A 24,959-nucleotide genomic window follows, 5' to 3' on the forward strand; every position below is an offset into this window, starting at 1 on the left:
GCCGGCGTCAGGTGGCAATAGTCATTTTTCCGGAGATTTCGGCGACCAAAGGACGGTTTCGGCCGTCTTTTCGTAGGCCATGCCCTCCGGATAGCTGATGACCTCCAATTGCAAGCCCCAGGCGGACTGGAAATAGAGGATGCTTTGTCCGGCATTCGGTCCCTCGCTGATGGAGAGCGGTCCGAGGCGGGTCGTGATGCCTTGTGCATCGAGGTAGGCCTTGGCCGCCTGAATGTCTTCGACGTAAAGTCCGACATGGAAGGCCCCAATGTCGCTGTTCTTTTGTTCAATGCGACGTTGGTCCGGTGCTTCATATTCGAAGAGCTCCAGGTTGGAGCCGTGGCCGATGCGGATAAGCGCCGCACGCCTGATGCGGGCGCGTGGATGGGTGCCCAACGCCTGATGCATGAAATCGCCGTCATCGTCACCGATCGGGCCGAAGGTATAGGCATGCTTGCAACCGAGTATCCGGACGAAGAAGTCGAGTGCCTCGTCAAGATCAGGAACGGTGATGCCCGTATGGTCCTGACCCAGGAGGCCAGGCAATCCCAGGCTTGCGGCATTTGTCATGCGATCTCCCCTTCAATACTCCCAGGGTGAACCACCGGTTGTGTCGTTCTCTGAGTCTGGCCGTGCGTTCACCGCTATTTTTCTACCGAAAGCCTCGGTTCGCAAGTCATGCGATCGATGTTGGTTGCGTCGAGCTTACCCTATGTCAGAATTCAGCCGAACAGGGTTGCCTTCAAAACCTCGGGACACTCTGTCGCAGGCAGCGAAGCATTGCCGATTGCCGCAATGGCCGGCATACGATTGGAGCAGGCATTTGCTTGGGGGAGCGAAAACGGTGGCAGTCGATTTCAATTCGGAACTTCACGCGCGGCCATCGATCTATTTTTCGGGTCCGGCGCTGGTCGAGCATATAGCCCTGTCGAGCACATCACCGTCGACTTCCGACCTGAGCCACCGCGTCGTCGTTGCCGAGGACGCAATCGAAGGTCCTCGGACACAGGTCGAGTTTCACACCGAATTTGTCACCGTCACCCGGGTTACGCCTCTTGAGGCCGAACCCTCGACCTGGCCTGCGGGTTCGCTGTCGATCGATGAGGCGGCGCGGCTCGCCGGCCTGACCGACTGGTCGTTCATTTGCCGATTGGAAATTCTCATTTGCGGATCGGCGCCGAGCGAACTCGGACCTCTCCTTTCGGCGCTTCAATTCGGCGATACGGCGGCCTCCACGATTGGCGGCGGAGCTGCACTCGTTTGCTCGGATTTTCGCGTCGGAGACAACGGCACCAGCCGTACGATCCTTTTCAACCATGACCTCAATGCATATCGGCTCGGCCGCATGGTTCGCAGGGTCTATGAAATCGAGACCTACCGCGTCATGGCGCTTTTGGGCTTTCCGGAGGCACGGCGGCTTGGTCCTGTTCTTGGCGGCTACGACCGGAAGCTTGTCGAATTGACCAATCGCCACGTATCGACCTCCGCCGAAGACCATAAGCGACTGCTCGATGAGATTTCCCAGCTTTCCGCGGAGGTGATCTCCGCGGCGGCGCAGACGCGCAATCGTTTTGGTGCCACGGCAGCCTATGCCAAGATCGTCGAGGAACGCATCGCCGAGCTGCGCGAGACCCATGTTCCAGGTTTTCAGCGTTTCGGGGTTTTCGTCGCGCGCCGCTTCAAACCGGCAGTCAGGAGTTGTGAGGCGACTGCATTGCGCCTGGAGCAGCTATCGCATGCGACCATGCATCTGATCGATTTGCTCCAGACCCGCATCCAGGTGGAGATCGAGGTCCAGAACGCCGTTCAGATCCAGGCCATGGCCGAGCGCGCCGAAACCCAGGTCAAAATTCAGCGGGCGGTCGAGGGTCTCTCGATCATCGCCATCAGCTACTACCTTCTGAGCCTGATCAAGGTCGCGATCGAGACGGCGGATCATGCCGGCCTTCACATCAATCCAATCTACATGCTGATCTCCATTCCCGTGGTGATCGGAGCAGTCGCCCTTGCGATCCTGAGGGTCAGGCACGCGCTGAAATCCTGACGTCTTTTTGAACGCAGCGCACAGCAACTGCCTGCGCCGGCATTTGCATCAGCACGAATACGAAATCCCATGCAGCTGGCGATCCGTCGGCGCGCGCCATGCTGACATGGCCTCACTTGGCTATCAGTCTTGGGAGGCGCACTTATAATTGTAATGAAACAATATACAGATTGACATGATCCATTGTCTCTTTCACGCTGATAGTCATGAACATCCAGCGCGAGAAAGAGATGAAGTTCGTAATGACGCCGGTTGCATCATGGGCAAGGCATCGGTGTGCGCCATGACAATGATGGTGACACTGCAGGATATAGAAGCGGCGCGGCAACGCATTGCGCCAAACGTGCTGCGCACGCCGTTGCGGCTCTCGCAAGCTCTGTCTCAGCGGACAAGCGTTCCGGTTCATCTCAAGCTGGAAAATCATCAGCATACGGGCAGTTTCAAGCTTCGCGGCGCCACGAATGCGCTTCTATGTTTGGATGAAAAGGCACGTTCGCGCGGGCTTGTGACGGCATCGACCGGCAATCACGGCAGGGCGGTTGCCCATGCTGCCAAGGCGATGGGCGCTCGCGCGACGATCTGCCTGTCTGCACTTGTTCCCGCCAACAAGGTCGAGGCTATCCGGAATCTTGGGGCTGATATTCGTATTGTCGGGCACTCGCAGGATGATGCGATGCTGGAGGTCGAGCGCCTCGTCCGTGAAGAGGGCATGTGTTTCATTCCCCCGTTTGATGATGCCGATGTCATTGCAGGTCAAGGCACGCTCGGGCTCGAGGTCGCCGATGATCTGCCGGAGACCGCGCTAGTCCTTGTGCCGCTCTCGGGCGGTGGGTTGGCGTCGGGCGTTGCGGCTGCGATCAAGAGCCGTCTGCCGAATGCCAAAATCACTGGCGTGTCGATGGAGCGTGGCGCGGCGATGGTGGCAAGCCTTGCGGTCGGCCGGCCGACGGATGTGCGGGAGGTGGAGACCCTGGCGGATTCGCTGGGTGGCGGCATTGGGCTCGATAACCGGCTGACGTTCCGAATGTGCCTGGCGCTTCTCGATGATGTCATCCTGCTTAGCGAGGAGGAGATCGCCGCCGGCATTCGCCATGCGGCCTTGATCGAGGGGTTGACCGTCGAAGGGGCGGGTGCCGTCGGGATAGCGGCCTTGCTCGCCGGCAAGATCAAGCCCGATGGTCTGACGGTTGTTATCGTGTCCGGAGGCAATATCGATCCGGCGACCCATCGAGCAATCGTGAGTGGTCCCGATAGGGGAGTGGCGCCATGACCCGCGTGCTGATCCTGACGGAAACAGATCTTCGCAAGATCGTTCGGCTCGATAGCGATGCCGTCGATTGCGTCGAACAGGCATTCGCGGCGCTGGCGACAAAGGCCGTGGAAATGCCGCCGATCATGCGGCTCGATATTCCCGCCCATCGCGGCGAGGTCGACGTGAAGACGGCCTATGTTCCCGATCTCGGCAGTTTCGCGATCAAGGTAAGCCCCGGCTTTTTCGATAATCCATCACTTGGGTTGCCAAGCACCAACGGGCTGATGATGCTGCTGTCGGCGCATACCGGTCTGGTCGAGGCACTCCTGCTCGACAATGGCTATCTGACGGATGTACGCACTGCTGCTGCGGGGGCCGTGGCAGCACGGCATCTTGCCCGTCCTGACGCGCGGATTGCCGCAATTTTCGGAGCCGGCATGCAGGCCCGCCTGCAATTGCTTGCGCTCACGCTGGTTCGGCCGATCGAGGCGGCGCGAATTTGGGCGCGCGATCTGGCAAAAGCCGAAAGGCTCGCTTCGGAATTGACGGCCGAACTCGGCCTTCCCGTGACGGCGGAAGCCGATGCCGAAACCGCTTGTCGCGGCGCTGACATTATCGTGACGACGACGCCCGCCTACAAGCCGATCCTCAAAGCCGCGTGGCTGCAGCCGGGCCAGCATGTCACCGCCATGGGTTCCGACGCCGAACACAAGAACGAGATCGATCCGACCGCCATCCTGAAGGCCGCGCCTTATGTTGCCGACAGTCTGAAGCAGACGCGGCGGCTGGGTGAGCTTCATCATGCAATCGCCGCTGGGCTTGTGAGCGAGACCAACGATTTTCCCGAACTCGGGGCCATCGTCTCGGGTCAGATTGCCGGCCGCCGGTCGCGCGAGGCGATCACGCTTTGCGATCTGACCGGGACCGGCGTCCAAGATACCGCCATTGCCACGCTTGCCCATCGCCGCGCCGTCTCGGCGGGCGTGGGCCAAGCGATCGAAACGACGAAAGCATCAGGAGACCCAGCGTGAGCGAACCGACCCTCAATTTCACCCGCGCCGAATATGCCGAGAGGCTCGAAAAGACGCGCCGCGCCATGGAAAAGGCCGGTGTCGATCTCGTCATCGTCACGGATCCCTCCAACATGCACTGGCTGACCGGCTATGACGGCTGGTCCTTCTACGTGCATCAATGCGTGCTGGTGCCTGATACCGGCGAGCCGATCTGGTATGGCCGCGGCCAGGATGCCAATGGCGCCAAGCGCACGGCCTATCTCGGCCATGACAATATCATCGGCTATCCCGATCACTATGTGCAGTCCAATGAGCGCCATCCGATGGATCTGCTTTCGAAGATCATTGAGGAGCGTGGCTGGGCCAGCGCCTCTATCGCCGTCGAGATGGACAATTACTGGTTCACCGCCGCGGCGTATGCATCGCTCGTCAAGCATCTGCCAAATGCCCGCTTCAAGGATGCCCAAGGGCTCGTCAATTGGCAGCGCGCCGTCAAAAGTCCGACTGAGCTCGACTATATGCGCAAGGCCGGCCGTATCGTCGAAGCCATGCACCAGCGGATCGTCGAGAAAGTCGAGCCGGGCATTCGCAAGTCCGATCTGGTCGCCGAAATCTACGATGCCGGCATTCGCGGCGTCGATGGCTTCGGCGGAGATTATGCCGCAATCGTTCCCTTGCTGCCATCGGGTGCGGATGCCTCCGCCCCGCATCTGACCTGGGACGACAAGCCGATGAAGAGCGGCGAGGGCACCTTTTTCGAGATCGCCGGCTGCTATCGCCGCTACCATTGCCCGCTGTCGCGCACCGTCTTCCTCGGCAAGCCGACGCAGGCCTTTCTCGACGCGGAGAAGGCAACGCTCGAGGGCATGGAGGCCGGTCTTGCCGCCGCCAAGCCAGGTAACGTCTGCGAGGACATCGCCAATGCCTTCTTCGCGGTTCTGAAGAAATACGGGATCGTCAAGGACAACCGCACCGGCTATCCGATCGGCCTTTCCTATCCGCCGGATTGGGGCGAGCGCACCATGAGCCTGCGCCCGGGCGACCGTACCGAGCTCAAGCCCGGCATGACCTTCCATTTCATGACCGGCCTCTGGCTGGAAGACATGGGTATGGAAATCACCGAAAGCATCGTCATCACCGAGAGCGGCGTCGAGTGCCTGTCGAACGTTCCCCGACGGCTTGTTGTCAAGTGATGGCCTGAGATGAACAGCATGAGCATATCCAAACGTCCATCGCCGATCACGCCGACAGTCGATTTCGACCGCGACGGCATCCAGCACGGCCACCTGCGCCTTCCCTGGTCGCGCGACGATTCCGCCTGGGGTTCGATCATGATCCCCATCTGCGTCATCAGGAATGGCGAAGGGCCGACGGCGCTTTTAACTGGCGCCAATCATGGCGATGAATATGAGGGGCCCGTTGCCCTCTTCGATCTCGCCCGCACCCTGAAGTCGGAGGAGATCAAGGGGAGGATCATCATCGTACCCGCGATGAATTACCCCGCTTTCCAGGCGGCCACCCGTACCTCGCCGATCGACAAGGGCAATCTCAATCGGAGTTTTCCGGGCCGACCCGACGGCAGCGTGACCGAGAAGATCGCCGACTATTTTACCCGTTACCTGCTGCCGCTTGCCGATATCGTGCTCGATTTTCATTCGGGCGGCCGCACGCTCGATTTCCTGCCCTATGCCGCCGCGCATGCTCTTCCGGACAAGGGCCAGGAAAGGGCCTGCTTCGATGGCGTTGCCGCGTTCTCCGCGCCCTATTCCATGCGGATGATCGAGATCGACGCCGTCGGCATGTATGACACCACGGCCGAGGAGATGGGCAAGGTCTTTGTGACCACCGAGCTTTCAGGCGGTGGAACCATATCGGCGCGCACGGCTTCCATTGCCAAGCGCGGCGTTCTGAATGTTTTGAAGCACGCGGGAATCGTCGCAGGCGCTCCGGAGGTCGAAGCGACGCAATGGCTCGACATGCCATCGTCAGATTGCTTCGTCTTTTCAGAGGCCGATGGGCTTTTCGAGCCGCTGAAGGATCTTGGCGACGGGGTTGTGCGGGGAGAGGTCATCGCCCGCATCCATCCGATCGGCCGCACTGGATCGGAACCCTTTGACTATCGGGCGGCGCTGGATGGTGTTCTCGCCGCGCGTCATTTTCCCGGCCTCATCAAGGTCGGGGATTGCTTGGCCGTCGTCGCAACATTGACGGAGGCGCCTTGAATTGCCGCGCCGCGACTGCGCGGCGCGCGTCACCACCCCGTTGTTGGCAAAGATCCGGAAAACCGGACAGCCGATAACGAATTTCAACCACAGAGGAGTGAACCATGAGATCAAATTTTTACCGCAGCCTCGCCGCCGTGGGCCTGACCATCGGCCTCGCCGCTTCCGCCCATGCCGCCAGCCTCGAGCAGATCAAGAAGGATGGCTATATCCGTGGCGCCAGCGCCAATGAGGTTCCCTATAGCTACATGGACGAGAGCGGTGCCGCCAAGGGCATCGGCCCTGATGTTGCCGCGGCGGTTCTGAAGTCGATGGGTGTCAAGGACGTCGAGTGGACCGTGACGCCCTTCGGCTCGCTCATTCCCGGCCTCAAGGCTAAACGCTTCGATTTCGTTGCCGCCGAGCAGAATATTCTGCCGGAACGCTGCAAGCAGGTGCAGTTCACCACGCCGAACTCCAGCTATGGCGAGGGGCTGCTGGTGCCGAAGGGCAATCCGAAGAAGCTGCATTCCTATGAGGATATCAAGAAGGATCCCTCGCTCAAGGTCGCGATCGTATCGGGCGCCGATCAGCTGGACTTCTTCCATGGCCTTGGCATTCCGGAATCCCAGATTGTCATGATCCAGGCGAATGCGGATGCGCTGTCCACGATCCAGACCGGTCGCGCTGACGCATATGCGGCAACCGAGCTGACTGTCGCCAAGCTCGTTCAGAGCAGCACGAATGTCGAGCATGCCGAGCCCTTCACGGATCCGGTCATCAACGGAAAATCCGTCAGAAGCTATGGCGGCTTCGATTTCCGGCCCGAGGACAAGGAACTCTACAAGGCCTTCAATACCGCTCTCGAAGCCTTCAAGAAGACCGACGACTACAAGAAGATCCTGATGTCCTATGGTTTGAGCGCCGAAAGCGTCGAGGCGGCACGCACGAAGAGCACCGAAGACCTGTGCGCGGGCAAGTGAGCTTATCGATAGTCAAGAACGAGCTGGCGGCCGTCTGCGGACGGTCGCCAGATCGCTCGGCCCCTCCCATCCCGAAACGGAGGTGACCTAAGAATGAGTTGGACACACTATCTGCCCGCATTGCTGAAGGGCGCCGAGGTGACGGCGCTCATCGCCGTTGCCTCGATGTTTCTCGGTGCCATCCTCGCCTTTGCGGCCGGCCTTGCGCGCTTTGCCGGAGGGCGGCTGCTCTCCGCAATCGCGATCGTCTATATCGAGATCTTTCGCGGCACGTCGCTTCTGGTGCAGCTTTTCTGGCTCTATTACGCGCTGCCGCTGATTGGCATCTCCTTCGATCCCATCACCACGGGCATCGCCGGCCTGGCGCTCAACATCGGTGCGTATGGCGCAGAGGTGGTGCGCGGCGCGCTGCAGGCGGTCCCCGATACGCAGCATGAGGCGGCGCGGGCGCTGAATTTCGGGCAGGGCCAGACGCTCTTCCATGTCGTCCTGCCGCAGGCCGTGGTCGAAATGATGCCGGCTTTCGGCAATCTCGCCGTTCAGAATCTGAAGGACACCGCCTTGGTGTCGCTCATTTCGATCAGCGATCTCACCTTCCAGGCGCAGCAATTGCGCAACATCACGCTCGACAGCGTGACGATCTACTCGCTGACGCTCATCGGATATTTCATCATGGCGCTCATTCTGGTTGCCTTCATGCGCTGGCTGGAGACGATTCTTCGCCGTGGCGTCGCTTTCCCGGGGAGGGCGCCGGTATGATGTATGGCTTCACCTGGGATACCTCGACGACGCTGTCTTTCGCATTGTCGATCCTGCCGATCCTCGGCATCGGCCTGATCGTCACCCTGGAGGCGGCAGCCGCCGGTTTTGCGATCGCGCTTGTTCTCGGCCTTGTCTTCGCCTTGCTGCGGCGCAGCCGTTTCGTGGCCATCTCCTGGCCGACGGCTTTCGTCATCGAGTTCCTGCGCGATACGCCGCTGCTCGTCCAGCTCTTCTTCCTCTATTATGTCCTGCCGATCTACGGCATCGTATTACCTGCTTTCCTGACCGGCGCGCTGGCGCTCGGGCTGCAATATTCGGCCTATACGTCGGAGGTCTATCGCGGCGGCCTGGATGCCGTGCCGCTCGGACAATGGGAAGCTGCGACGGCGCTCAATCTCAGCCGCGGCCGCACCTATTGGGATATCATAATCCCACAGGCGATCCCCCGCATCATTCCGGCCATGGGCAACTATCTCGTCTCCATGCTGAAGGAGACGCCGGTGCTTTCGGTCGTCACGGTGGTCGATATGCTCAACCTTGCCAATCTCATCGGGGATCGGACGTTCGAGTATCTGGTGCCGCTTTCCCTCGTCGGCCTGATCTTTCTCATCCTTACGCTCGTCTGCTCGGCGGCCATTCATTGGCTCGAAAAGGCGCTGCCGAAAAACGGAATCGCTCTCAAATGACGCAACCATTGATCCGCTTTCAAGATGTGACCAAGCGCTACGGCCACCTGACCGTCCTCGACGAGTTCTGCTTCGACGTCACGCCCGGCGAAAAGGTGACATTGATCGGTCCATCCGGCTCGGGAAAATCGACGGTCCTGCGCATCCTGATGACGCTAGAGCCTTTCCAGGAGGGAACTTTGCATCTGGCCGGCATGTCCTATCATCAGGACAATGGCCGGGGCAGGTTCCTCGCCAGCGAGGCGCATCTACGCCAGATTCGCACCCATGTCGGCATGGTCTTCCAGAGCTTCAATTTGTTTCCACACATGACCGTGCTGCGCAACGTCGTCGAGGCGCCGACACGCGTGCTCGGGCTTGGCCGAGCGGAGGCCGAGTGCCGAGCCGTCGAGCTTTTGCGCATGGTGGGGCTTTCGGAGAAGAAGGATCATTATCCGAGCCAGCTCTCCGGCGGCCAGCAGCAGCGCGTCGCAATTGCCCGCGCGCTTGCCATGCGTCCGCGCGTGCTGCTGTTCGACGAGCCGACATCGGCGCTCGATCCGCAGCTCGTCGGCGAGGTGCTCGGCGTCATCCGCGATCTCGCCCATGAGCACGATCTGACCATGCTGCTGGTCACCCACGAAATGCGCTTTGCCCGTGAAGTCTCCGACCGCGTCTGCTTTTTCGACAAGGGCCGTATCTGCGAGCAAGGCAAGCCTGAAGATATCTTCAGCGCGCCGAAGGAAGACCGCACCAAGGAGTTTCTGCGCTCCATTCTTTGATCGGATGCAGCGCTGAACTTGACGCTTGCGATCAAACGATCGATCCCACATCGAAAACGGGAGGCAACTGCTCGAACGTGCCGCGAACGGTTTCGAGCGCCAAGCGAAGGGCGGAATGGGAGAGGCGGCCACCGAGACAGATGCGGATGCCGCCGATCGGTCGCTCTCCACCGGCGACGAATGGATCGGACGGTGTGACCGCGACACCTTTGCGAGCCAGCGCCCGCACGAGGCCTTCCTCCGTCCAGCGTTCGGGAACCGACAACCAGGCGCAAAGCGACAGCGGATGGCTGCCAGCCACGAACGGCGCCAGCACATCGGAGACGATGGCCTGCCGCGCCTCGGCCTCGTTTCGCTGAACGGTCAGCAGAGCTTCCGCCGTCCCGTTGAGAACCCAGCGCGACGCCATTTCGGCAACGACGTTGGTGGCGCTCCATCCGGTCACGCGCAGGATCGAAGCAGCGCGGATTGAATAATGGGCCGGCACGACGAGATAGCCGATGCGCAATCCCGTCATCACGGATTTCGTGAAGCTGGTCACGAAGAAGCCGAGCTCGGGTATAAGGTCCGCCATCGAGGGAAGGGGATCCCGCAACATCGGCTTGTAGACCTCATCCTCGATGACGAAGATATTGTGCCGACGGGCTATGTCGGCGATCGCGCGCCGGCGTTCGGCTCCCATGACATGGCTGGTGGGGTTGCCCAGCGAGGAGACGATCACAAGCGCCGACACATCGCCGATAGCGCAGGCGGCCTCGAAGGCGTCGGGCAGGATACCCTCGGGATCGGTCGGAAGGCCGCGCAGCGTGAAGCCCAGGACGTTGGCAAGGCCGATGATGCCGTGATCGGTCAGGTTCTCGGTCAAAACCACTTCGCCGGGTCGAACGACCGAGGCGACGGCAAGGAAGAGGCCGTGAGCGGCGCCATTCGTGATGAGGATGCGATCCGGATCGGTTGTGACCGACAAGCCGGCGAGCCAGACCTGTGCTGCCGCACGATGGGCATCGAGGCCGGCGATCGGCCGGCAGGGCCGCATGAAACTGCTATTATCGCTCTCGGCAAGCGCCTGCATGAGTTCGCGGGCCGATCGCTCATGCGCCTCGGTATAAACAGCACGGATGATGGAAAGATCGGCGCTGCCGCTTGGATCGCGATCGAGCATGAAGCTGTCTGCGCGCTCAGTGACACGGCTACGCACGAAGGTGCCCCGCCCGACCTCGCCCCGCAGATAGCCGCGACGCTCCGCCTCCTTGTAACTCAGGCTCACGGTTTGGACGGAAATTCCCAATGCATGGGCAAGATCGCGATGCGTCGGCATCTGTGCGTGAACCGGCAGGATGCCGTCATCGATGTCGGAGATGATCTTGTCAGTGAGCAGCTTGTGCTTGGTCACGCCCTTGCGATGCTGAAGGGCGGGCTTCCAGGCGCCATTGTCCTGGTCTTTTGAATCATGACGATACATGGATTGATCCGGTACAATTCTCACAATCCATGTACACCATCCGCCGTTGAATGGCGATGACCGAATGAGATCAGGCGGCCCATTGTCAACAATGGGCCATCCGATTCCGCAAACAGAGCCGTTCTGTCCGCGAGTGGGCCGGATCAGCGGTTCGAAAGCACGCTTTCGATGGCGGCGGCAGCCGCCTTAACGACGATATCGGCTTCCTCGCGCGTCAGACACAGCGGCGGTGCAAAGCCGAGGATGTCTCCCTGCGGCATGGCACGGCCGATGACACCGCGCTCGAGTAGCGCTGCCGCGACCTGCGGACCGATCTTCAGCGCGGGATCGAAGAACTTGCGATCATCCTTGTCCTCGACGAATTCGATCGCTGCCATCAGCCCGTCGCCACGGACCTCGCCGACATGCCTATGATCGCCGACGGCCTTGGCGAGTTCAGACCGGAAATAGGCACCGGTCGAGCCCGCATTTTCGACGATGCCGAGTTCGTCGACCAGCTCGAGATTGGCGATGCCGGCAGCCGCACAGATCGGATGGGCGGAATAGGTCCAGCCATGGCCGATGGCGCCGAGTTGATCGGATCCCTGGACGAGCACCTGCCACATCTTGTCGGAGACGATGCTGCCTGACAGGGGCGCATAGGCAGACGTCAGGCCCTTGGCGATGGTGATCAGATCCGGTTTCATGCCGTAATGATCGGAGCCGAACATCGTGCCGAGACGGCCGAAGCCGGTGACGACTTCGTCGGCGACGAGCAGGACGTCGTATTTGTCGAGAACGGCCTGGATCTTTTGCCAGTAGGTCTTCGGTGGCGGAACGATGCCGCCGGTGCCGAGGATCGGCTCGCCGATAAAGGCTGCGACCGTCTCCGGACCTTCAGCGAGGATCATCTCCTCCAGCCTGTCGGCGCAATGCTGCGCAAACTGTTCCTCGTTCATTGACCGGTCGGTGCGCCGGAAGAAATAGGGCGCTTCGGTATGGAGGATCGGCGCGCGCGGTAGGTCGAAAGCCTTATGGAAGAGTTCGAGGCCGGTGAGGCTGCCCGTCATGACGCCGGAGCCATGATAGCCGCGCCAGCGAGAGATGATCTTCTTCTTTTCCGGTCGGCCGAGAATATTGTTGTAGTACCAGATGAGCTTGATGTTGGTCTCGTTGGCGTCAGACCCGGAAAGCCCGAAATAGACGCGGCTCATGCCTTTGGGCGCACGGTCGATGATCATCTTCGAAAGCGTGATCGAGGCTTCTGTCCCATGGCCGACATAGGCATGATAATAGGCGAGGTTCCTTGCCTGCTCCGCGATCGCATCGGCGATTTTCTGCCTGCCGTAACCGACATTGACGCAGTAAAGGCCGGCAAAGGCATCGAGGCTCTTCTTGCCGGCGGTATCCGTGATGTAAACGCCTTCGGCGCCGGCAATGACGCGGGTCGGCGTCTCGCCGCGCGCGTGCATGCCCATATGTGTCGAGGGATGGAAGAAATGGTCCCTGTCCCAGGCGTTCAGTTCGTTGCGCTTGTCCAGCATATTGTGGTTCCTTCTTTCGTATCGGGCGGGCGCGTCAGGCTGTCGTGTCGACGCAGAGATATTTGAGCTCGGTGAAGGCCTCGATGCCGTGGCGGGAGCCTTCGCGACCGAGGCCGGATTGCTTCCAGCCGCCAAACGGGATCGGGCCGCCGGTGATCTTCACGCGGTTGATGGCGACCATGCCGTATTCGAGCGCTCGGCCGAGCCGCATCTGGCGCGCGCCGTTGGCCGTGACAACGTAGGCCACAAGGCCATATTCGGTGTCGTTGGCCCTTGCGACCACCTCGTCCTCGCTGTCGAAGACGCTGACGGCTGCGACCGGTCCGAAGGTTTCCTCGTGCATGATCAATGCGTCCGGCGAGGGCTCGACGAGCAGGGTCGGCTGGTAGAAGAGAGAGCCGGCCGCATGGCGCTTGCCGCCGGTGACAAGCCTTGCGCCGTGTTTCAATGCGTCGGCAACGTGCTCCTCGACTTTGGCAATGGCGCGTTCGTGCATGAGAGGTCCGATGTCGGAGGTGCCGTCCAATCCGTTTCCGACCTTGAGCGCTTCGATGCGCTTGACGAACGCCGCAACGAAAGCGTCCATGATCGGGCGCTGGACGAAGATGCGGTTGGCGGCGAGGCAATCCTGGCCGGAGGTCGCGAATTTGGCATTGATGGCGATATCGACGGCGCGGTCGAGATCGGCATCGTCGAAGACGATCAAGGGCGCATGGCCGCCAAGTTCCATCACAAGCCGCTTCATTGTCCCGGCACACTGGCCGGCGATTATCTTGCCGATGCCGGTCGAACCGGTGAAGCTCAATGCCCTGACCCGGGGATCTTCGCAGAAGGCGCCGACGATGGTTGCGGCATCGCCGGTCACGACATTGAAGACTCCGGCCGGAAGCCCGGCGCGTTCGCCGAGTTCAGCAAGTGCCAGTGCCGATAGCGGCGTTTCGGACGACGGGTGGGCGACGACGGTGCAGCCGGCGGCAAGTGCTGCAGCGGCCTTGCGCGTGATCATGGCGGAAGGAAAGTTCCAGGGCGTGACGATACCGACAACGCCAAGTGCTTCTCTGCGCACGATCATTTCGGCATCAGGCAGGTGGCTGGTCACGCTCTCCGCATTGATGCGCTTTGCTTCCTCGGCATACCATTCGATGAAGCCCGCGGCGTAATCGATCTCGCCCCGGGATTCGGCAAGCGGCTTACCCTGTTCCAGCGTCATGATGAGCGCCAGATCCTCGCGTGCCTCCAGCATGAGTTCATGCCATCTGCGCAGGATCGCCGCGCGCTGCTGCGGCAGGAGTGAGCGCCAGGCGGCAAAGGCGGCTGCCGCGGCGTCGATGGCGCGGACGGTCTCGTCCTTGCCAAGATTGGCAACCCAGGCAAGCGTCGCAGAGGACGCGGGATCAGTGACCTCGAAGCTTTGATTGGCTTTGCCGGCGACCCAGCGGCCTGCGACATAGGAGAGGTCTCGCAGCAGATGGCGGTCGTTTAGCCGCGAAAGGGCTTCATGATAGGTGGCGCGGGCGTGGAGCGCAGTCATGGTCGGGCCTCTCTTTCCAGATGCTCGATGCTGCCATGGAACGGCGCGAGAGATTGTCCATTGCTCGCAGTTGGAAGAGAGAAAGGACCTAAAGTGAATGCTGTCGGTAGAGAATCTCTCTATTCGTCGCCAGGCCTACTCGGAGAAAGTAGGTTGGCGACGGGAAGCGCCGTCTCCTCCTTCACAGTCTTGGTGACGATGTAGGTGAAATAGCGTTCGATGCCGAGGTCGCGATTAAGAAGGTCGTCGATCAGGCGCTGATAGGCATCGATATCTGCCGCCATGATCTTCAGGATGTAATCGACGCCGCCGCCGACGGCCCAGCAGGCCACGATCTCAGGCGTTGCCGCGACCGCTCGTTCGAAGCGCTCGAAATCGGCCTGACGATGATTGGCGAGCGTGACCTCGACCATGACGCTGGCGATCGGAGCGAGACGGCGCAGTGCCAGATGTGCATGGTAACCGGTGATGATTCCAGCCTTTTCCAGCTTTCGAAGGCGCAGCCAGCATGGTGTCGGCGACAATCCCACCTTGTCGGCTAGCGCAAGCTTGGTGATGCGGCCATCGCGCTGAATGGCATCCAATATCCGCAGATCGATTGCATCAAGTTTCATGTGAAAGCTGCTTGTTGTCGTCACTTGTCGTTTCCAGACCAATGGCACTCGAAACCACAACTGACAAGCTTGCCTCCCGGAATTCGGCTGTTGGCTCGGCATTGTGCGATCCTGAATGAGGCTCGCGATTGGCAGGAGACGCTGGGATCCGATTGTGGCCTCATTCAGAGCCTCGCCCACATCCCCAATTCTCCAAGTCCGGCAATTCTGCCTAGGAGCTAATTCCCGGCACCTAAGGCCGCGGCTGTAATCAAACGTATTTCGGCTCCGCCACATTGGCGATCGGATTGCGATCGTTGTGAGGATCGGCAAGCCTGCAACAGCGCTTATTGCTTCCGAGCCCTGCAGATGACGGTGCCGTCACCCGTTCGCGCCTTCTTGTTAGGGTCGATACATGTCAAGGCATTGGGTTCACAATCCTCGCGGAACTCATACAGCCCATTGGGACCCATAGCCTCCAGGTTAGGCCCCTGCGACGGGCAATCCATGGCCTCGGTGCCGCGTTGCTCACATGCGGAAAGTGCAAGACCGATCAAGAGGAGAGCAAGAAACTTGTGCATCATCTCTCTTCGATTACAGGATCATATGATGAATGCAAACCACCAGCCTCACGGACTATATCGAAATTAGGCGAATGGCCATGCATCAACGTGTCCCGGGAGGTTTCCTTCTGAATTCCGTTGTTCCAAAAGCATGAACACGAAAACCGTAGTCGGGATGGTAATAGGAATCGGATGGCGATCTGCCTCCATGTGATGATTGGAGTGATCGACTATCGGCCATGTCCGCTTAAAGGAAACTCGCCTCGAACAGTTCGCGCGTATATGCGTCGTGCGTCGTGCCGGCCTGCAAATCCGCCTTGGTCAGTTCGTCGACGAAGGTGCCGCCCTTCATGATCAGCACTCGATCGCACATATGGGCGATGACGGCTAGATCGTGGCTGACGAGGACATAGGTCAGGGAACGCTCGTCACGCTGGTCGGCAAGTAGATTGAGGATTTCCGCCTGGATCGACACATCGAGCGCCGAAGTCGGCTCGTCGAGCAGCAGGATCGGCGGCGAGAGGATCAAGGCGCGGGCGATGGCGACGCGCTGGCGCTGTCCGCCGGAAAGTTCGTGCGGATAGCGGTTGGCGAAGGCTGCTGGCAGGCCGATCTGGCGCAATGCTTTTTCGACCTTTACCCAGACATCGCCATGCCCCATGGCCAGCAGCGGTTCGGCGAGCGCGGTGCCGATACGGTGGCGGGGATGCAGCGACCCATAGGGGTCCTGAAACACCATCTGAGCATGGCGCAGTTCATCGCGTGTACGGGTCTTGCCGACAGCCTTGCCGGCGAGGCCGATATCGCCCGACCATCCCTTTTCCATGCCGGCGAGGCAACGCAGCACGGTCGACTTGCCGCATCCGGACTCACCGACAATGCCAAGCGTCTCGCCCTTGCCGACATCGAAGCTTATCCCTTTGACGACATGGTTCTTCGTCTTGCCGGAGGTGAAGACGACATCAAGATCGCGAACGCTAATCATCGACTGGTCTCCAGATCAAGCTTTGCCCTGTCGAGCACCGCCAGGCGGCGCACCGGCTTGTGCGGGTCCGGTAATGCGGAGATCAGCCCGCGCGTATAGGGATGCTGCGCATCTTCCAGACGCGTCAGCGTCTCCACGATACGGCCGGAATACATGACGATGATGCGCTCGCAGAAGGCTGCGACCATGCGGATATCGTGGCTGATGAGCAGCAGCCCGGAATTGTTTTCGCGCACCAACTCATCGAGCAGGGTGAGCACGTCCTTGCGCACGCTGACATCGAGTGCGGACGTCGGCTCGTCGGCTATGACCAGCTTCGGTTTTGCCAGGAGCATCATCGCGATCATGACGCGCTGACCCATGCCGCCCGAGATCTGATGCGGGTAGAGCGCCATGACACGCTCCGGATCGCTGATGCGGACACGCTCGAGCATGGCGCGCGCTGCATCGCGTGCCTTGCCGCCGCGCAAGCCCAGATGCAGCCGCGCCGCCTCGGCGATCTGCCTACCGACGGTCAGCACCGGATTGAGGGAATAGCGCGGATCCTGCATGATCAAAGCAATATCCTTGCCGCGCAGGGCACCCATCTGGCGCTCCGACCTGTCGAGCAGGGAGACGCCGTCGAGCGTCATGCCTTTGGCCGTGATGCTTGCACTAGGGGGTAGTAGACGCATGACTGCACGCCCCGTCGTCGATTTACCGGAACCGGATTCGCCGACGATCCCGACACGCTCGCGTCCGACATCGAAACTGACATCCGAGACCGCCGCGAGCGAGTTGCGGCCGAACCGGACGTTCAGGCCCTGAACGGAGAGGATGGGGTGGGGCTCAAGATCTTGCATGGCGGGGATCCAGAATATCGCGCAATGTGTCGCCGACGATGTTGAAGGCCAGACTTGCCAGAAGGATCGCGATGCCGGGCATGACGGCGACCCACCAGAAATCGAGCATGTATTTGCGACCGTTGGAAATCATCGCGCCCCATTCAGGCGCCGGCGGCTGGGCGCCGAGCCCGAGGAAGCCGAGGGACGCCGCCGTCAGGATAATGCCTGCCATATTGAGCGTCAGGCGCACGATGACCGACGGGACGCACATCGGCGCGATGTAGAAGACGAGGATACGCAGCCTGGAGGCTCCGTAGAGCCGCGCGGCGGCGACATAGTCGGTGTTCCTGACGACGAGCGCTTCCGCGCGCGCCAATCTTGCAATCGGCGGCCAGGCCGTTAGCGAAATGGCGATGATCGCAGTGCCCAGGCCGGCGCCGAGCGCTGCGGCAAAGGCCAGCGCCAGGATCAGCGACGGAAAGGAGAGCACGATATCGGTGGCGCGCATCAGCAGCGCGTCGATACGACCACCGAAAAAGCCGGCAACCACACCGATCAGAAGACCGATCGGGCCGACGATCACCGAAATCGACAGCACCGTCTGGATGGTGATGCGCGTGCCGAAGATCAGGCGGCTGAGAATATCGCGACCGAACTCGTCCGTTCCGGCCAGATGCGCAAGGCTTGGCGGCTTCAAGGCGTCCGAAAGCACCTGCACGTTCGGATCATAGGGCGCCAGAAGCGGCGCGAAGATCGCAATCAGGCATAACAGGGCGAGGATGATGAAGCCTGTGAGGCCAAGCGGCTCGTGGGCAAGCTTGCCGACGGCGCTTCTCAGCGAGCCCATGATGCGGCTCACGATATTCGGCGGACGGACGGTTACGTCAGCATGGATCGCATCGCTCATCGGGCGGCCTCCCTGGTGCGCGGATCGAAGACCGCATAGGCGATATCCGCTAGGAAATTCAAAAGCATGAAGAAGAATCCGACAATGATGGTCGCCGCAAGAATGGCATTCATGTCGCCGATCATCAGGGCATTCGTCATGTATTGGCCGATGCCCGGCCAAGAGAAGACGATTTCGGTCACCACCGCGCCCTCAAGCAGCCCGCCATAGGAAATGGCGAGGATGGTGATGAGCTGCACCGCTATGTTCGGGAGAACGTGGCTGATGATCGTTCGCGCCGGACCGACACCCTTGGCACGGGCTGCGATCACATAATCCTGGCTGAGCTGCTCCAGGGTGAAACTGCGGGTCATGCGGGTGATATACGCAACGGCCGCATAGGCGAGAATGAAGGCCGGCAGGATGATGTGGCTCAGGGCATTCCAGAAAATGTCCGTTTCGCCTTGCAGGAGGCTGTCGACCAGCAGAAGGCCGGTTTGCGGCGTGACGATACCTTCATAATAGACATCGACCCGGCCAGGGCCACCGACCCAATTCAGACCCGCATAGAAGACGACAAGCCCGACGATCCCGAACCAGAAGACCGGAATGGAATGACCGACGAGAGAGACGACACGCGCGATCTTGTCGATCAGCCGGTCACGGAACAGGGCCGCCACCAGGCCGAGCGGTACGCCGACGAAGGTCGAGATGATGACGGCAAGCGTCGCGAGCTCGAATGTTGCCGGAAAGGCCTGGGCAAGATCGGCTGAGACGGGATTTCCCGTCAGGATCGCCGTGCCGAAATCGCCATGGGCGAGCCCCTTCAGATAGATGAAGAACTGCTCGTAAACGGGAAGATCCAATCCGAGCCGCTGGCGCATCGCCGCATAGGCGGCGGGATCGGCCAGCTCGCCGACAATCGCCCCCACTGGGTCGGCCGGCAGGACACGGCCGATCACGAAGGTGACCAGCAGGAGGATGAACAGGCTGACGATCAGATGCGCGATGCGTCGGCCGAATTCGGCTACGGATAGTTCCTTCATGATCGGCTGCCTTCGATTGCTTATTCGGCGTCGGCCTTGGTCACGTTTTCAACGCGGGTCATCTGGTTGGGATGTCCGAGATAGCCTTTGACCCTGGCTGAGAGAACAAGAGGTTCGAACCGCTCGAAGAGCGGTAGGAGCGCCGGCTTCAGATCGACGAACATCTGCTGCATCCGGCTATAGAGTTCTGCCCGCTTCTTGGCATCGGGCTCTACCGAGGTCTTTTCCGCAAGTGCCGTCAATCCGGGGATATCCCAGGCCGAACGCCAGGCAAAATTGCCGGCATTGTTGGCCTCGAGCCGGTTGTCGGGATTGTTGGCGAAATCATCCATGGAACCGAGAACGTTCGGCATCAGCGCGCTCGTCTGCGGCAGCAACAGGTCGAAGTTGCGCGCGCGGTGGGCGGCGATGATCTCGGAACCATTGCCCTGCTGGATCTCGACCTTGATGCCGATCTGGCCGAGGGAGGCCTGGATGGCGGTTGCCAGATCGATGCGTGGCGTCTGCGAGATCGTCTTGAGCGTCAGCGAAAAGCCGTCCTTGAAGCCTGCTTCCGCAAGCAATTGCTTTGCCTTGGCGACATCGAGGTGCCAGTCCGGATTCGGCAGTGCATATTCGAAATTTTCCGGAACGGGGATGTTTCGTGCCCGGCCGTAAGGACCCATGATGGTCTTCTCGATGCCCTTATAGTCGATGCCATAGGCAATGGCTTCGCGAACCTTGGGGTTGGCGAGATATTGGTTGCCCGCATTCATCGCCAGCACATAGAAGCCGCCCGTCGGCACGCGCTGGATGACGAAATTGCTCTTCGTCTCGAAGGTCTCGAGATCGGACTTGGATAGCGCGTTGCCGATATCGATATCGCCGCGGTCGAGCATCAGCCGCTCGACCTGGCTTTCCGGCACATGGCGGATGATGACGCGCCGCATTTTCGGTGCGCCGCCGACATAGGCCTTGTTGGCATCCAGAATGACGATCTCGTTCGGGGTCCATTTGTTCAGCGTGAACGGCCCTGAACCTGCTGAATGGGTACGCAGCCAGGCGTTTCCGGAATCGTCATTCGCAATATGCTTTTGCACCTCGACACTATCGACGACGCTCGAAACGCCCAGCGCCAGCCGATAGAGCAACCCTTCAGCCGTCACCTTGTCCGTCAGGTCGATGCGCACCGTCTTGGCGTCGACCGCATGGATCTGATTGGCGATCGTTTCGGTGGAATAACCGATGCGCTTGAAATAGGAGGAACCAGACTGGTTGAGCTTCATCAGCCGGGTCAGCGAGAAGACGACATCGTTGGCGGTGACCGGGTTGCCGGAAACGAAAGCGGCTTCCCGCAATTTCAGCGTCAGCGACTTGCCGTCATCCGTCCAGCTTTCCGCCAGCTGCGGCACGATCTTGCCATCCGCGGTCGTTGCGACAAGTCGATCGTAGAGATTGGCAAGGATTTCAAGCGCTTTAGGTTCGGTGGCCTGCTGCGGATCGAGGGACAGGACCTGCGCGAGCGACGTACCGATCACCAATTGATCTTTGGGTGTAGCCGCCTGAAGCTGTGGCGCGGCCAATGTCAGCATGCCGATTGTGGCGCCGACAAACATGGCCTTCGAAAAGTGCTTCATTATGCTTCCTCCCTCGAATAGTATATAATACGTATGATGTTATCCTCATCTCATATTATGATTTATCGAAGATCGGCGATGTTGGCAAGCCCGTGAGAATGCTCCAATGCAAATGAACGGGAGAGGGGGAAGCGACGAGTGCCGGACGCGGCTAAGGCTGTCGCGAAGGATCGTCGATCCGCCCGGGTCACAGCTTGAGGCCGATTCGAGGCAGGCGCATTGCAGGTGCAATAGTGCTCGACACCTCAAAAAATTCATATTATGTCATATGATATGGATCAATCTCGTGGGAGAGACGCTCAGTGTATGTAGGAACACAGGTCGAGGCGCGCGACGACGACGATTATCGCGTTTTCGCGCAATTGGGGCTGAAGCATATATGTGCAGACCCGCCGGGGAAGCCAGAGAGCTGGACACTGCCCGATCTTGAGCGCCTTCGCGACAAGGTCGAGAGTTTCGGGCTGATTCTGGATATGATTCAGCTTCCCTTGCCGTCTCAACCGATCGAAAAGGCATCCTATCCTGATATTCTGCTTGCCGGACCGGACCGCGATCGCCAGATCGATGCGGTCTGCAAGCTCATCGAAGATGTGGCGGCGGCCGGCATTCCCGCGGCAAAATACAATCTCAATCTCATCGGCATTCCGCGCACGCCGGAAGAACCTGGGCGCGGCGGTTCGATGAATGCGAGCTTCCGCTGGGATAAGGCAGACCACCAGGCCGCCCCTGGCTTGGCCGGCGTTCTGCCGGAAGACGAGAACTGGGAGCGCATCGATTATTTCCTGGAGCGCGTCGTGCCCGTGGCTGAGAGCAATCGCGTCCGCCTCGCTTGCCACCCGCACGATCCCTATACACCACCGGGCTATCGCGGCGTCACGCGCGTGCTTGGCTCTGTCGAAGGCTTGAAGAAGTTCGTACTGATGCGCGAAAGCCCCTATCACGGGCTGAATTTCTGCCAGGGATCGGTCGGCGAGATGCTCGACAATCCGCGCGAGGAAATCGACGACATCATCCGCTGGTTCGGCACGCGCGGCAAACTCTTCAACGTTCATTTCCGCAATATTCGCGGCGGCAAGCTGTCCTTCATGGAGACTTTTCCGGATGAGGGCGACATGGACATGGTCCGTTCCGCGAAGGTCTACAAGGAAGTCGGCTATCAATACATGCTGATGCCGGATCATGTGCCGACCATCAGCGGCCGGGACCCGACCGGCGTCGCCTTCGCCTTCTGCTACGGCTACATCGCTGCCCTCGTTCAGTCGCTGGAAGGCGTCTGAGATCCATTGCCCATACCGATCGATAATAGGATTCCAAGATGAACCCGATTGAACTGAAAAAGGCGGTTGGCAGCGGTCTGCTGTCCTTCCCCGTCACCCATTTCGACAGCGACCTCAAATTCGACGAGGCGAAATACCGCCGCCATGTCGAATGGCTGGCAGGCTATGATGCCGCCGCTCTTTTTGCCGCCGGCGGAACCGGCGAATTCTTCTCCCTCAATCCCGCCGAAATCCCGCAGGTCGTTCGCGCCGCAAAGGCATCTGCGGGCAATACGCCGATCATCTCGGGAACAGGTTATGGCACGTCGCTTGCCATCGAGATCGCCAAGGCGGCCGAGAAGGCAGGAGCCGACGGTCTATTGCTCCTGCCGCCTTATCTCATGTTTGCGGAACAGGCCGGCCTGATCGCCCATGTCAAGGCGGTATGCCGATCCGTCGAGATCGGCGTCATCGTCTACAACCGCGATAATGCGGTGCTCAGCGCCGACAGTATCGCGCGGCTTGCCGACGAGTGCCCCAATCTCATCGGTTACAAGGACGGGGTCGGCGACGTCGACAAGGTGATTGAGATTACCACCAAGCTCCAGGATCGCCTGGTCTATGTCGGCGGCATGCCGACGCATGAAGTCTATGCCCAGGCCTATTTTGCCGCCGGCGTCACGACCTATTCCTCCGCCGTCTTCAATTTCATTCCCGCACTTGCCCAGCGTTTCTACAGCGCATTGCGGAGCGGAAACCAGGCAACGGTCGATGAAATCCTCACGGGCTTCTTCTTCCCGTTCGTCGCCCTGCGCAATCGGAAAAAGGGCTATGCAGTCTCGATCATCAAGGCCGGCTTGCATGTTCTCGGCAAAGATCCGGGCCCAGTGCGCCCACCGCTGACCGATCTGACGCCGGAGGAGCTGGCAGCGCTCGCAAAGATCATCGAGACGGCCAAGGCCGCGTGACGCACAGCCAAGCACATGCAAATGATCGTCGGCAATGCCGGCGATCGCCCTTTGTCTGAGGAGGACACTCGTGGTTGGATTACCATCGGGAATTTTTGCCGCGATCATGGCGGGCTCGGCAATGCTTGCATCAACACAAGATGTGTTTGCCAGGACATTCGTCTATGTCTCCGCGGCGACGGACGGGAAGATCGACAGCTACAGCATGGATGAGAGGACCGGCACCCTGACGCCGGCGGCGACTTTCGATGCGGGCAAGATGGTGATGCCGATGACCATCGGCCCCGACAAGAAGCATCTTTATGCCGTCGTGCGCTCGCAGCCCTACCGGGTGCTGACGCTGGCGATCGATCCGGCAACCGGCAATCTGACGCAGGGTGCGGTCGCGGCCTTGCCCGACAGCATGCCCTATGTGTCGACCGATCCCTCCGGGCGTCTGCTCTTCACCTCCTCCTATGGTGGAAACAAGATCGCGGTCCTGCCGATCGACCCGGATGGCCGTGTGACGGACGGCACTCGCCAGATGATCCTGACCGGCCGCAATGCTCATTCGATCGTCAGCGATCCCAAGGGCAAATATGTCTTTGCGACCAATCTCGGCTCCGACGTGGTGCTGCAGTTCGTGCTCAATGCCGAGACCGGCATGCTGGAGCCGAACAATCCGCCTGAGATCGCCACCAAGCCGGGTTTCGGGCCGCGCCATATCATTTTCGCGCCGGGCGGCAAATCGGTCTATGTCGTCACCGAACTGACCGGCCATGTCATTCACTACAGCCTTGACCCGGCCAAGGGGACGCTCACCGAAGTCGAAAGCGTCGCATCCGTTCCGGACGACGCTGGCCTGTCTCCGGGCATTGCCCCGCCGCCTCCACCGCCGTTCAACGCCACGGCGCCGGCAGTTGCACCTGTCGATGACGGCAAGCCGAAGGTCTGGGCTGCGGACATCGGCATCACTCCGAACGGCAAATTCCTCTATACGACCGAGCGAACCACCAGCAAGATCACCCTCTTCCATGTGGCGGAGGGAAGCGGCAACCTCACTTACGTTGCCAATTATCCGACCGAGAAGCAGCCGCGCGGCATCCGCATCGATCCGTCGGGCCGTTTCCTGATCGCGACCGGAGAAAAATCCGACAAGATCGCCGTCTATGCCATCGACCAGGCAAACGGTGCGCTCACGCCGATCGGCCGTTATCCCGTCGACGCCGGCGCGAACTGGGTCGAGGTCGTCACTCTTCCCTGAAACGAGACAAGGATCACAGCCATTCCGCCTTTGTATGGCGGGATGGCTGTGCAAGCAATAAAGGCCGAAGCCCGGCCATGTTCGCGCAGTTTCCTGGCTTTCACATCGGGTAACTGCATTGCGGCTTCGGAAGAAATTGGTGCTGGTCGGATCTCGATCGCCATAAAGCCGCCGCGCCACGGCCAGGGGATCGTCACGCTATTGCCTCACAGAAAACGTTTGACGGCCACATTGCCGCCGGATCGTTCCTCAACCCTAACCGGCGGCTGAATCTAAAACGATATGCCAACCTTCGCTCTACGCCATCAAAGAGGTGTTCCCCCCGCACGACTAAGAGGAATTCAGATGATTATTCGTCATATCCCCGCTGCAGCCTTGAGCCTGATGGTTCTCAGCACTCAAGCGTTCGCACAGCAAGCAACGCAAGAGCAACAACCTGCCCAAGCGCAGCAGCCCGATAGCAACGCTGCCGCTGCCCCAGTCAGCGATCAAAAGATAGAGGCTTTTGCGGTCGCTTATCTCCAGGTGGACAAGATCAGGCAGGAATATTCGGCCAAGATCGGCGCAACACAGGATCCGACCGCGAAACAACAGCTGCAGACCGAAGCAAGCAAGCAGATGGTGCAGGCTGTTCAGACTTCTCCGGGGATGTCGGTAGACGAATATAACGCAATTCTGACGGCCGCGAAGAAGGACCCGGCACTCGTCAAGAAGGTCCAGGACAAGATTCAGAAAGCCGAGCCGGCCCAGCAGTAAACGAC

Annotated in this window: 23 protein-coding genes; 13 read left to right on the forward strand and 10 right to left on the reverse strand. The window is 60.3% G+C overall.

The window, feature by feature from the left end:
- Positions 1 to 21 precede the first annotated feature (21 nt).
- Positions 22 to 570, reverse strand: coding sequence for a VOC family protein (locus tag PH562_RS07105; protein ID WP_285172318.1), 549 nt, complete (start codon positions 568 to 570; stop codon positions 22 to 24).
- Positions 571 to 844: 274 nt separating this feature from the next.
- Between PH562_RS07105 and PH562_RS07110 the strand changes: the two genes are divergently transcribed.
- The 9 genes from PH562_RS07110 to ehuA all read left to right on the forward strand — a co-directional run bounded on the left by PH562_RS07110 (position 845) and on the right by ehuA (position 9,702).
- Complete coding sequence (locus PH562_RS07110) at positions 845 to 2,044, forward strand: DUF3422 domain-containing protein (protein WP_285172320.1); 1,200 nt, start codon at positions 845 to 847, stop codon at positions 2,042 to 2,044.
- Positions 2,045 to 2,327: 283 nt separating this feature from the next.
- Entirely contained in the window at positions 2,328 to 3,314 is a 987-nt protein-coding gene (eutB, locus tag PH562_RS07115) for a hydroxyectoine utilization dehydratase EutB (RefSeq protein WP_285172322.1), read from the forward strand.
- The gene (gene eutC, locus PH562_RS07120; RefSeq protein WP_285172324.1) at positions 3,311 to 4,327 is read left to right on the forward strand and encodes an ectoine utilization protein EutC; all 1,017 of its coding nucleotides are present in this window, start codon (positions 3,311 to 3,313) and stop codon (positions 4,325 to 4,327) included. Before eutB ends, eutC begins: the two co-directional genes overlap by 4 nt.
- The gene (gene doeA / locus PH562_RS07125; protein ID WP_285172326.1) at positions 4,324 to 5,502 is read left to right on the forward strand and encodes an ectoine hydrolase DoeA; all 1,179 of its coding nucleotides are present in this window, start codon (positions 4,324 to 4,326) and stop codon (positions 5,500 to 5,502) included. The genes eutC and doeA overlap by 4 nt, the downstream gene beginning before the upstream one ends.
- A gap of 9 nt (positions 5,503 to 5,511) precedes the next feature.
- Positions 5,512 to 6,531, forward strand: coding sequence for a N(2)-acetyl-L-2,4-diaminobutanoate deacetylase DoeB (gene doeB / locus PH562_RS07130; protein ID WP_285172333.1), 1,020 nt, complete (start codon positions 5,512 to 5,514; stop codon positions 6,529 to 6,531).
- Positions 6,532 to 6,635: 104 nt separating this feature from the next.
- Positions 6,636 to 7,493 carry an ectoine/hydroxyectoine ABC transporter substrate-binding protein EhuB gene (gene ehuB, locus PH562_RS07135; protein ID WP_285172335.1) on the forward strand — a complete coding sequence of 286 codons (858 nt, stop codon included), beginning with the start codon at positions 6,636 to 6,638 and terminating at the stop codon, positions 7,491 to 7,493.
- A gap of 93 nt (positions 7,494 to 7,586) precedes the next feature.
- Complete coding sequence (gene ehuC, locus PH562_RS07140; protein ID WP_285172337.1) at positions 7,587 to 8,252, forward strand: ectoine/hydroxyectoine ABC transporter permease subunit EhuC; 666 nt, start codon at positions 7,587 to 7,589, stop codon at positions 8,250 to 8,252.
- Complete coding sequence (gene ehuD, locus PH562_RS07145; protein ID WP_113248906.1) at positions 8,249 to 8,941, forward strand: ectoine/hydroxyectoine ABC transporter permease subunit EhuD; 693 nt, start codon at positions 8,249 to 8,251, stop codon at positions 8,939 to 8,941. The genes ehuC and ehuD overlap by 4 nt, the downstream gene beginning before the upstream one ends.
- Complete coding sequence (ehuA, locus tag PH562_RS07150) at positions 8,938 to 9,702, forward strand: ectoine/hydroxyectoine ABC transporter ATP-binding protein EhuA (protein ID WP_285172345.1); 765 nt, start codon at positions 8,938 to 8,940, stop codon at positions 9,700 to 9,702. The genes ehuD and ehuA overlap by 4 nt, the downstream gene beginning before the upstream one ends.
- Before the next feature lie 31 nt (positions 9,703 to 9,733).
- Here the strand turns inward: ehuA and ehuR are convergent, their stop codons facing one another.
- The 9 genes from ehuR to PH562_RS07195 form a co-directional block, all read right to left on the reverse strand.
- A complete protein-coding gene (gene ehuR, locus PH562_RS07155) occupies positions 9,734 to 11,164 on the reverse strand; it encodes a MocR-like ectoine utilization transcription factor EhuR (protein ID WP_285172347.1) in 1,431 nt (476 codons plus the stop codon).
- 143 nt (positions 11,165 to 11,307) lie between these two features.
- Entirely contained in the window at positions 11,308 to 12,687 is a 1,380-nt protein-coding gene (locus PH562_RS07160; protein ID WP_285172349.1) for an aspartate aminotransferase family protein, read from the reverse strand.
- 34 nt (positions 12,688 to 12,721) lie between these two features.
- Positions 12,722 to 14,218 carry an NAD-dependent succinate-semialdehyde dehydrogenase gene (locus PH562_RS07165; protein WP_285172350.1) on the reverse strand — a complete coding sequence of 499 codons (1,497 nt, stop codon included), beginning with the start codon at positions 14,216 to 14,218 and terminating at the stop codon, positions 12,722 to 12,724.
- Positions 14,219 to 14,337: 119 nt separating this feature from the next.
- Complete coding sequence (locus tag PH562_RS07170; protein ID WP_113229089.1) at positions 14,338 to 14,832, reverse strand: Lrp/AsnC family transcriptional regulator; 495 nt, start codon at positions 14,830 to 14,832, stop codon at positions 14,338 to 14,340.
- Positions 14,833 to 15,621: 789 nt separating this feature from the next.
- Positions 15,622 to 16,359, reverse strand: coding sequence for an ABC transporter ATP-binding protein (locus PH562_RS07175; RefSeq protein WP_113229091.1), 738 nt, complete (start codon positions 16,357 to 16,359; stop codon positions 15,622 to 15,624).
- Positions 16,356 to 17,201: an ABC transporter ATP-binding protein gene (locus tag PH562_RS07180; RefSeq protein WP_285172351.1), complete on the reverse strand. Its 846-nt coding sequence runs from the start codon at positions 17,199 to 17,201 to the stop codon at positions 16,356 to 16,358. The genes PH562_RS07175 and PH562_RS07180 overlap by 4 nt, the downstream gene beginning before the upstream one ends.
- A complete protein-coding gene (locus PH562_RS07185; protein ID WP_285172352.1) occupies positions 17,188 to 18,090 on the reverse strand; it encodes an ABC transporter permease in 903 nt (300 codons plus the stop codon). The genes PH562_RS07180 and PH562_RS07185 overlap by 14 nt, the downstream gene beginning before the upstream one ends.
- Positions 18,087 to 19,115 (reverse strand): ABC transporter permease, encoded by a 1,029-nt coding sequence (locus tag PH562_RS07190; protein ID WP_285172353.1) that lies wholly within the window; start codon positions 19,113 to 19,115, stop codon positions 18,087 to 18,089. Before PH562_RS07190 ends, PH562_RS07185 begins: the two co-directional genes overlap by 4 nt.
- Positions 19,116 to 19,135: 20 nt before the next feature.
- On the reverse strand, positions 19,136 to 20,731 hold the full coding sequence (locus PH562_RS07195; protein WP_285172354.1) for an ABC transporter substrate-binding protein: 1,596 nt from the start codon (positions 20,729 to 20,731) through the stop codon (positions 19,136 to 19,138).
- Positions 20,732 to 21,033: 302 nt separating this feature from the next.
- Between PH562_RS07195 and PH562_RS07200 the strand changes: the two genes are divergently transcribed.
- The 4 genes from PH562_RS07200 to PH562_RS07215 all read left to right on the forward strand — a co-directional run bounded on the left by PH562_RS07200 (position 21,034) and on the right by PH562_RS07215 (position 24,954).
- Positions 21,034 to 22,008: a mannonate dehydratase gene (locus tag PH562_RS07200; protein ID WP_285172355.1), complete on the forward strand. Its 975-nt coding sequence runs from the start codon at positions 21,034 to 21,036 to the stop codon at positions 22,006 to 22,008.
- Positions 22,009 to 22,046: 38 nt separating this feature from the next.
- Positions 22,047 to 22,955, forward strand: a complete 909-nt coding sequence (gene kdgD / locus PH562_RS07205) for a 5-dehydro-4-deoxyglucarate dehydratase (protein WP_285172356.1) — start codon at positions 22,047 to 22,049, stop codon at positions 22,953 to 22,955.
- 70 nt (positions 22,956 to 23,025) lie between these two features.
- A complete protein-coding gene (locus PH562_RS07210) occupies positions 23,026 to 24,198 on the forward strand; it encodes a lactonase family protein (protein ID WP_285172357.1) in 1,173 nt (390 codons plus the stop codon).
- A 345-nt stretch (positions 24,199 to 24,543) separates the two neighbouring features.
- Entirely contained in the window at positions 24,544 to 24,954 is a 411-nt protein-coding gene (locus tag PH562_RS07215; protein ID WP_285172635.1) for a DUF4168 domain-containing protein, read from the forward strand.
- The last annotated feature ends 5 nt before the right edge of the window (positions 24,955 to 24,959 follow it).

Source organism: Rhizobium centroccidentale (assembly GCF_030182565.1).
Lineage (GTDB): Bacteria > Pseudomonadota > Alphaproteobacteria > Rhizobiales > Rhizobiaceae > Rhizobium.

Excerpts from the sequence above, each read along its gene's own strand:
- PH562_RS07105 (WP_285172318.1), bottom strand. The coding sequence starts at position 570 with ATGACAAATGCCGCAAGCCTGGGATTGCCTGGCCTCCTGGGTCAGGAC.
- ehuD (WP_113248906.1), top strand. The coding sequence starts at position 8,249 with ATGATGTATGGCTTCACCTGGGATACCTCGACGACGCTGTCTTTCGCA.
- PH562_RS07190 (WP_285172353.1), bottom strand. The coding sequence starts at position 19,115 with ATGAAGGAACTATCCGTAGCCGAATTCGGCCGACGCATCGCGCATCTG.
- PH562_RS07175 (WP_113229091.1), bottom strand. The coding sequence starts at position 16,359 with ATGATTAGCGTTCGCGATCTTGATGTCGTCTTCACCTCCGGCAAGACG.
- PH562_RS07215 (WP_285172635.1), top strand. The coding sequence starts at position 24,544 with ATGATTATTCGTCATATCCCCGCTGCAGCCTTGAGCCTGATGGTTCTC.
- kdgD (WP_285172356.1), top strand. The coding sequence starts at position 22,047 with ATGAACCCGATTGAACTGAAAAAGGCGGTTGGCAGCGGTCTGCTGTCC.
- eutC (WP_285172324.1), top strand. The coding sequence starts at position 3,311 with ATGACCCGCGTGCTGATCCTGACGGAAACAGATCTTCGCAAGATCGTT.
- PH562_RS07180 (WP_285172351.1), bottom strand. The coding sequence starts at position 17,201 with ATGCAAGATCTTGAGCCCCACCCCATCCTCTCCGTTCAGGGCCTGAAC.
- PH562_RS07185 (WP_285172352.1), bottom strand. The coding sequence starts at position 18,090 with ATGAGCGATGCGATCCATGCTGACGTAACCGTCCGTCCGCCGAATATC.
- ehuA (WP_285172345.1), top strand. The coding sequence starts at position 8,938 with ATGACGCAACCATTGATCCGCTTTCAAGATGTGACCAAGCGCTACGGC.
- eutB (WP_285172322.1), top strand. The coding sequence starts at position 2,328 with ATGACAATGATGGTGACACTGCAGGATATAGAAGCGGCGCGGCAACGC.
- PH562_RS07170 (WP_113229089.1), bottom strand. The coding sequence starts at position 14,832 with ATGAAACTTGATGCAATCGATCTGCGGATATTGGATGCCATTCAGCGC.
- ehuB (WP_285172335.1), top strand. The coding sequence starts at position 6,636 with ATGAGATCAAATTTTTACCGCAGCCTCGCCGCCGTGGGCCTGACCATC.
- PH562_RS07165 (WP_285172350.1), bottom strand. The coding sequence starts at position 14,218 with ATGACTGCGCTCCACGCCCGCGCCACCTATCATGAAGCCCTTTCGCGG.
- PH562_RS07195 (WP_285172354.1), bottom strand. The coding sequence starts at position 20,731 with ATGAAGCACTTTTCGAAGGCCATGTTTGTCGGCGCCACAATCGGCATG.
- ehuC (WP_285172337.1), top strand. The coding sequence starts at position 7,587 with ATGAGTTGGACACACTATCTGCCCGCATTGCTGAAGGGCGCCGAGGTG.
- PH562_RS07160 (WP_285172349.1), bottom strand. The coding sequence starts at position 12,687 with ATGCTGGACAAGCGCAACGAACTGAACGCCTGGGACAGGGACCATTTC.
- doeB (WP_285172333.1), top strand. The coding sequence starts at position 5,512 with ATGAACAGCATGAGCATATCCAAACGTCCATCGCCGATCACGCCGACA.
- ehuR (WP_285172347.1), bottom strand. The coding sequence starts at position 11,164 with ATGTATCGTCATGATTCAAAAGACCAGGACAATGGCGCCTGGAAGCCC.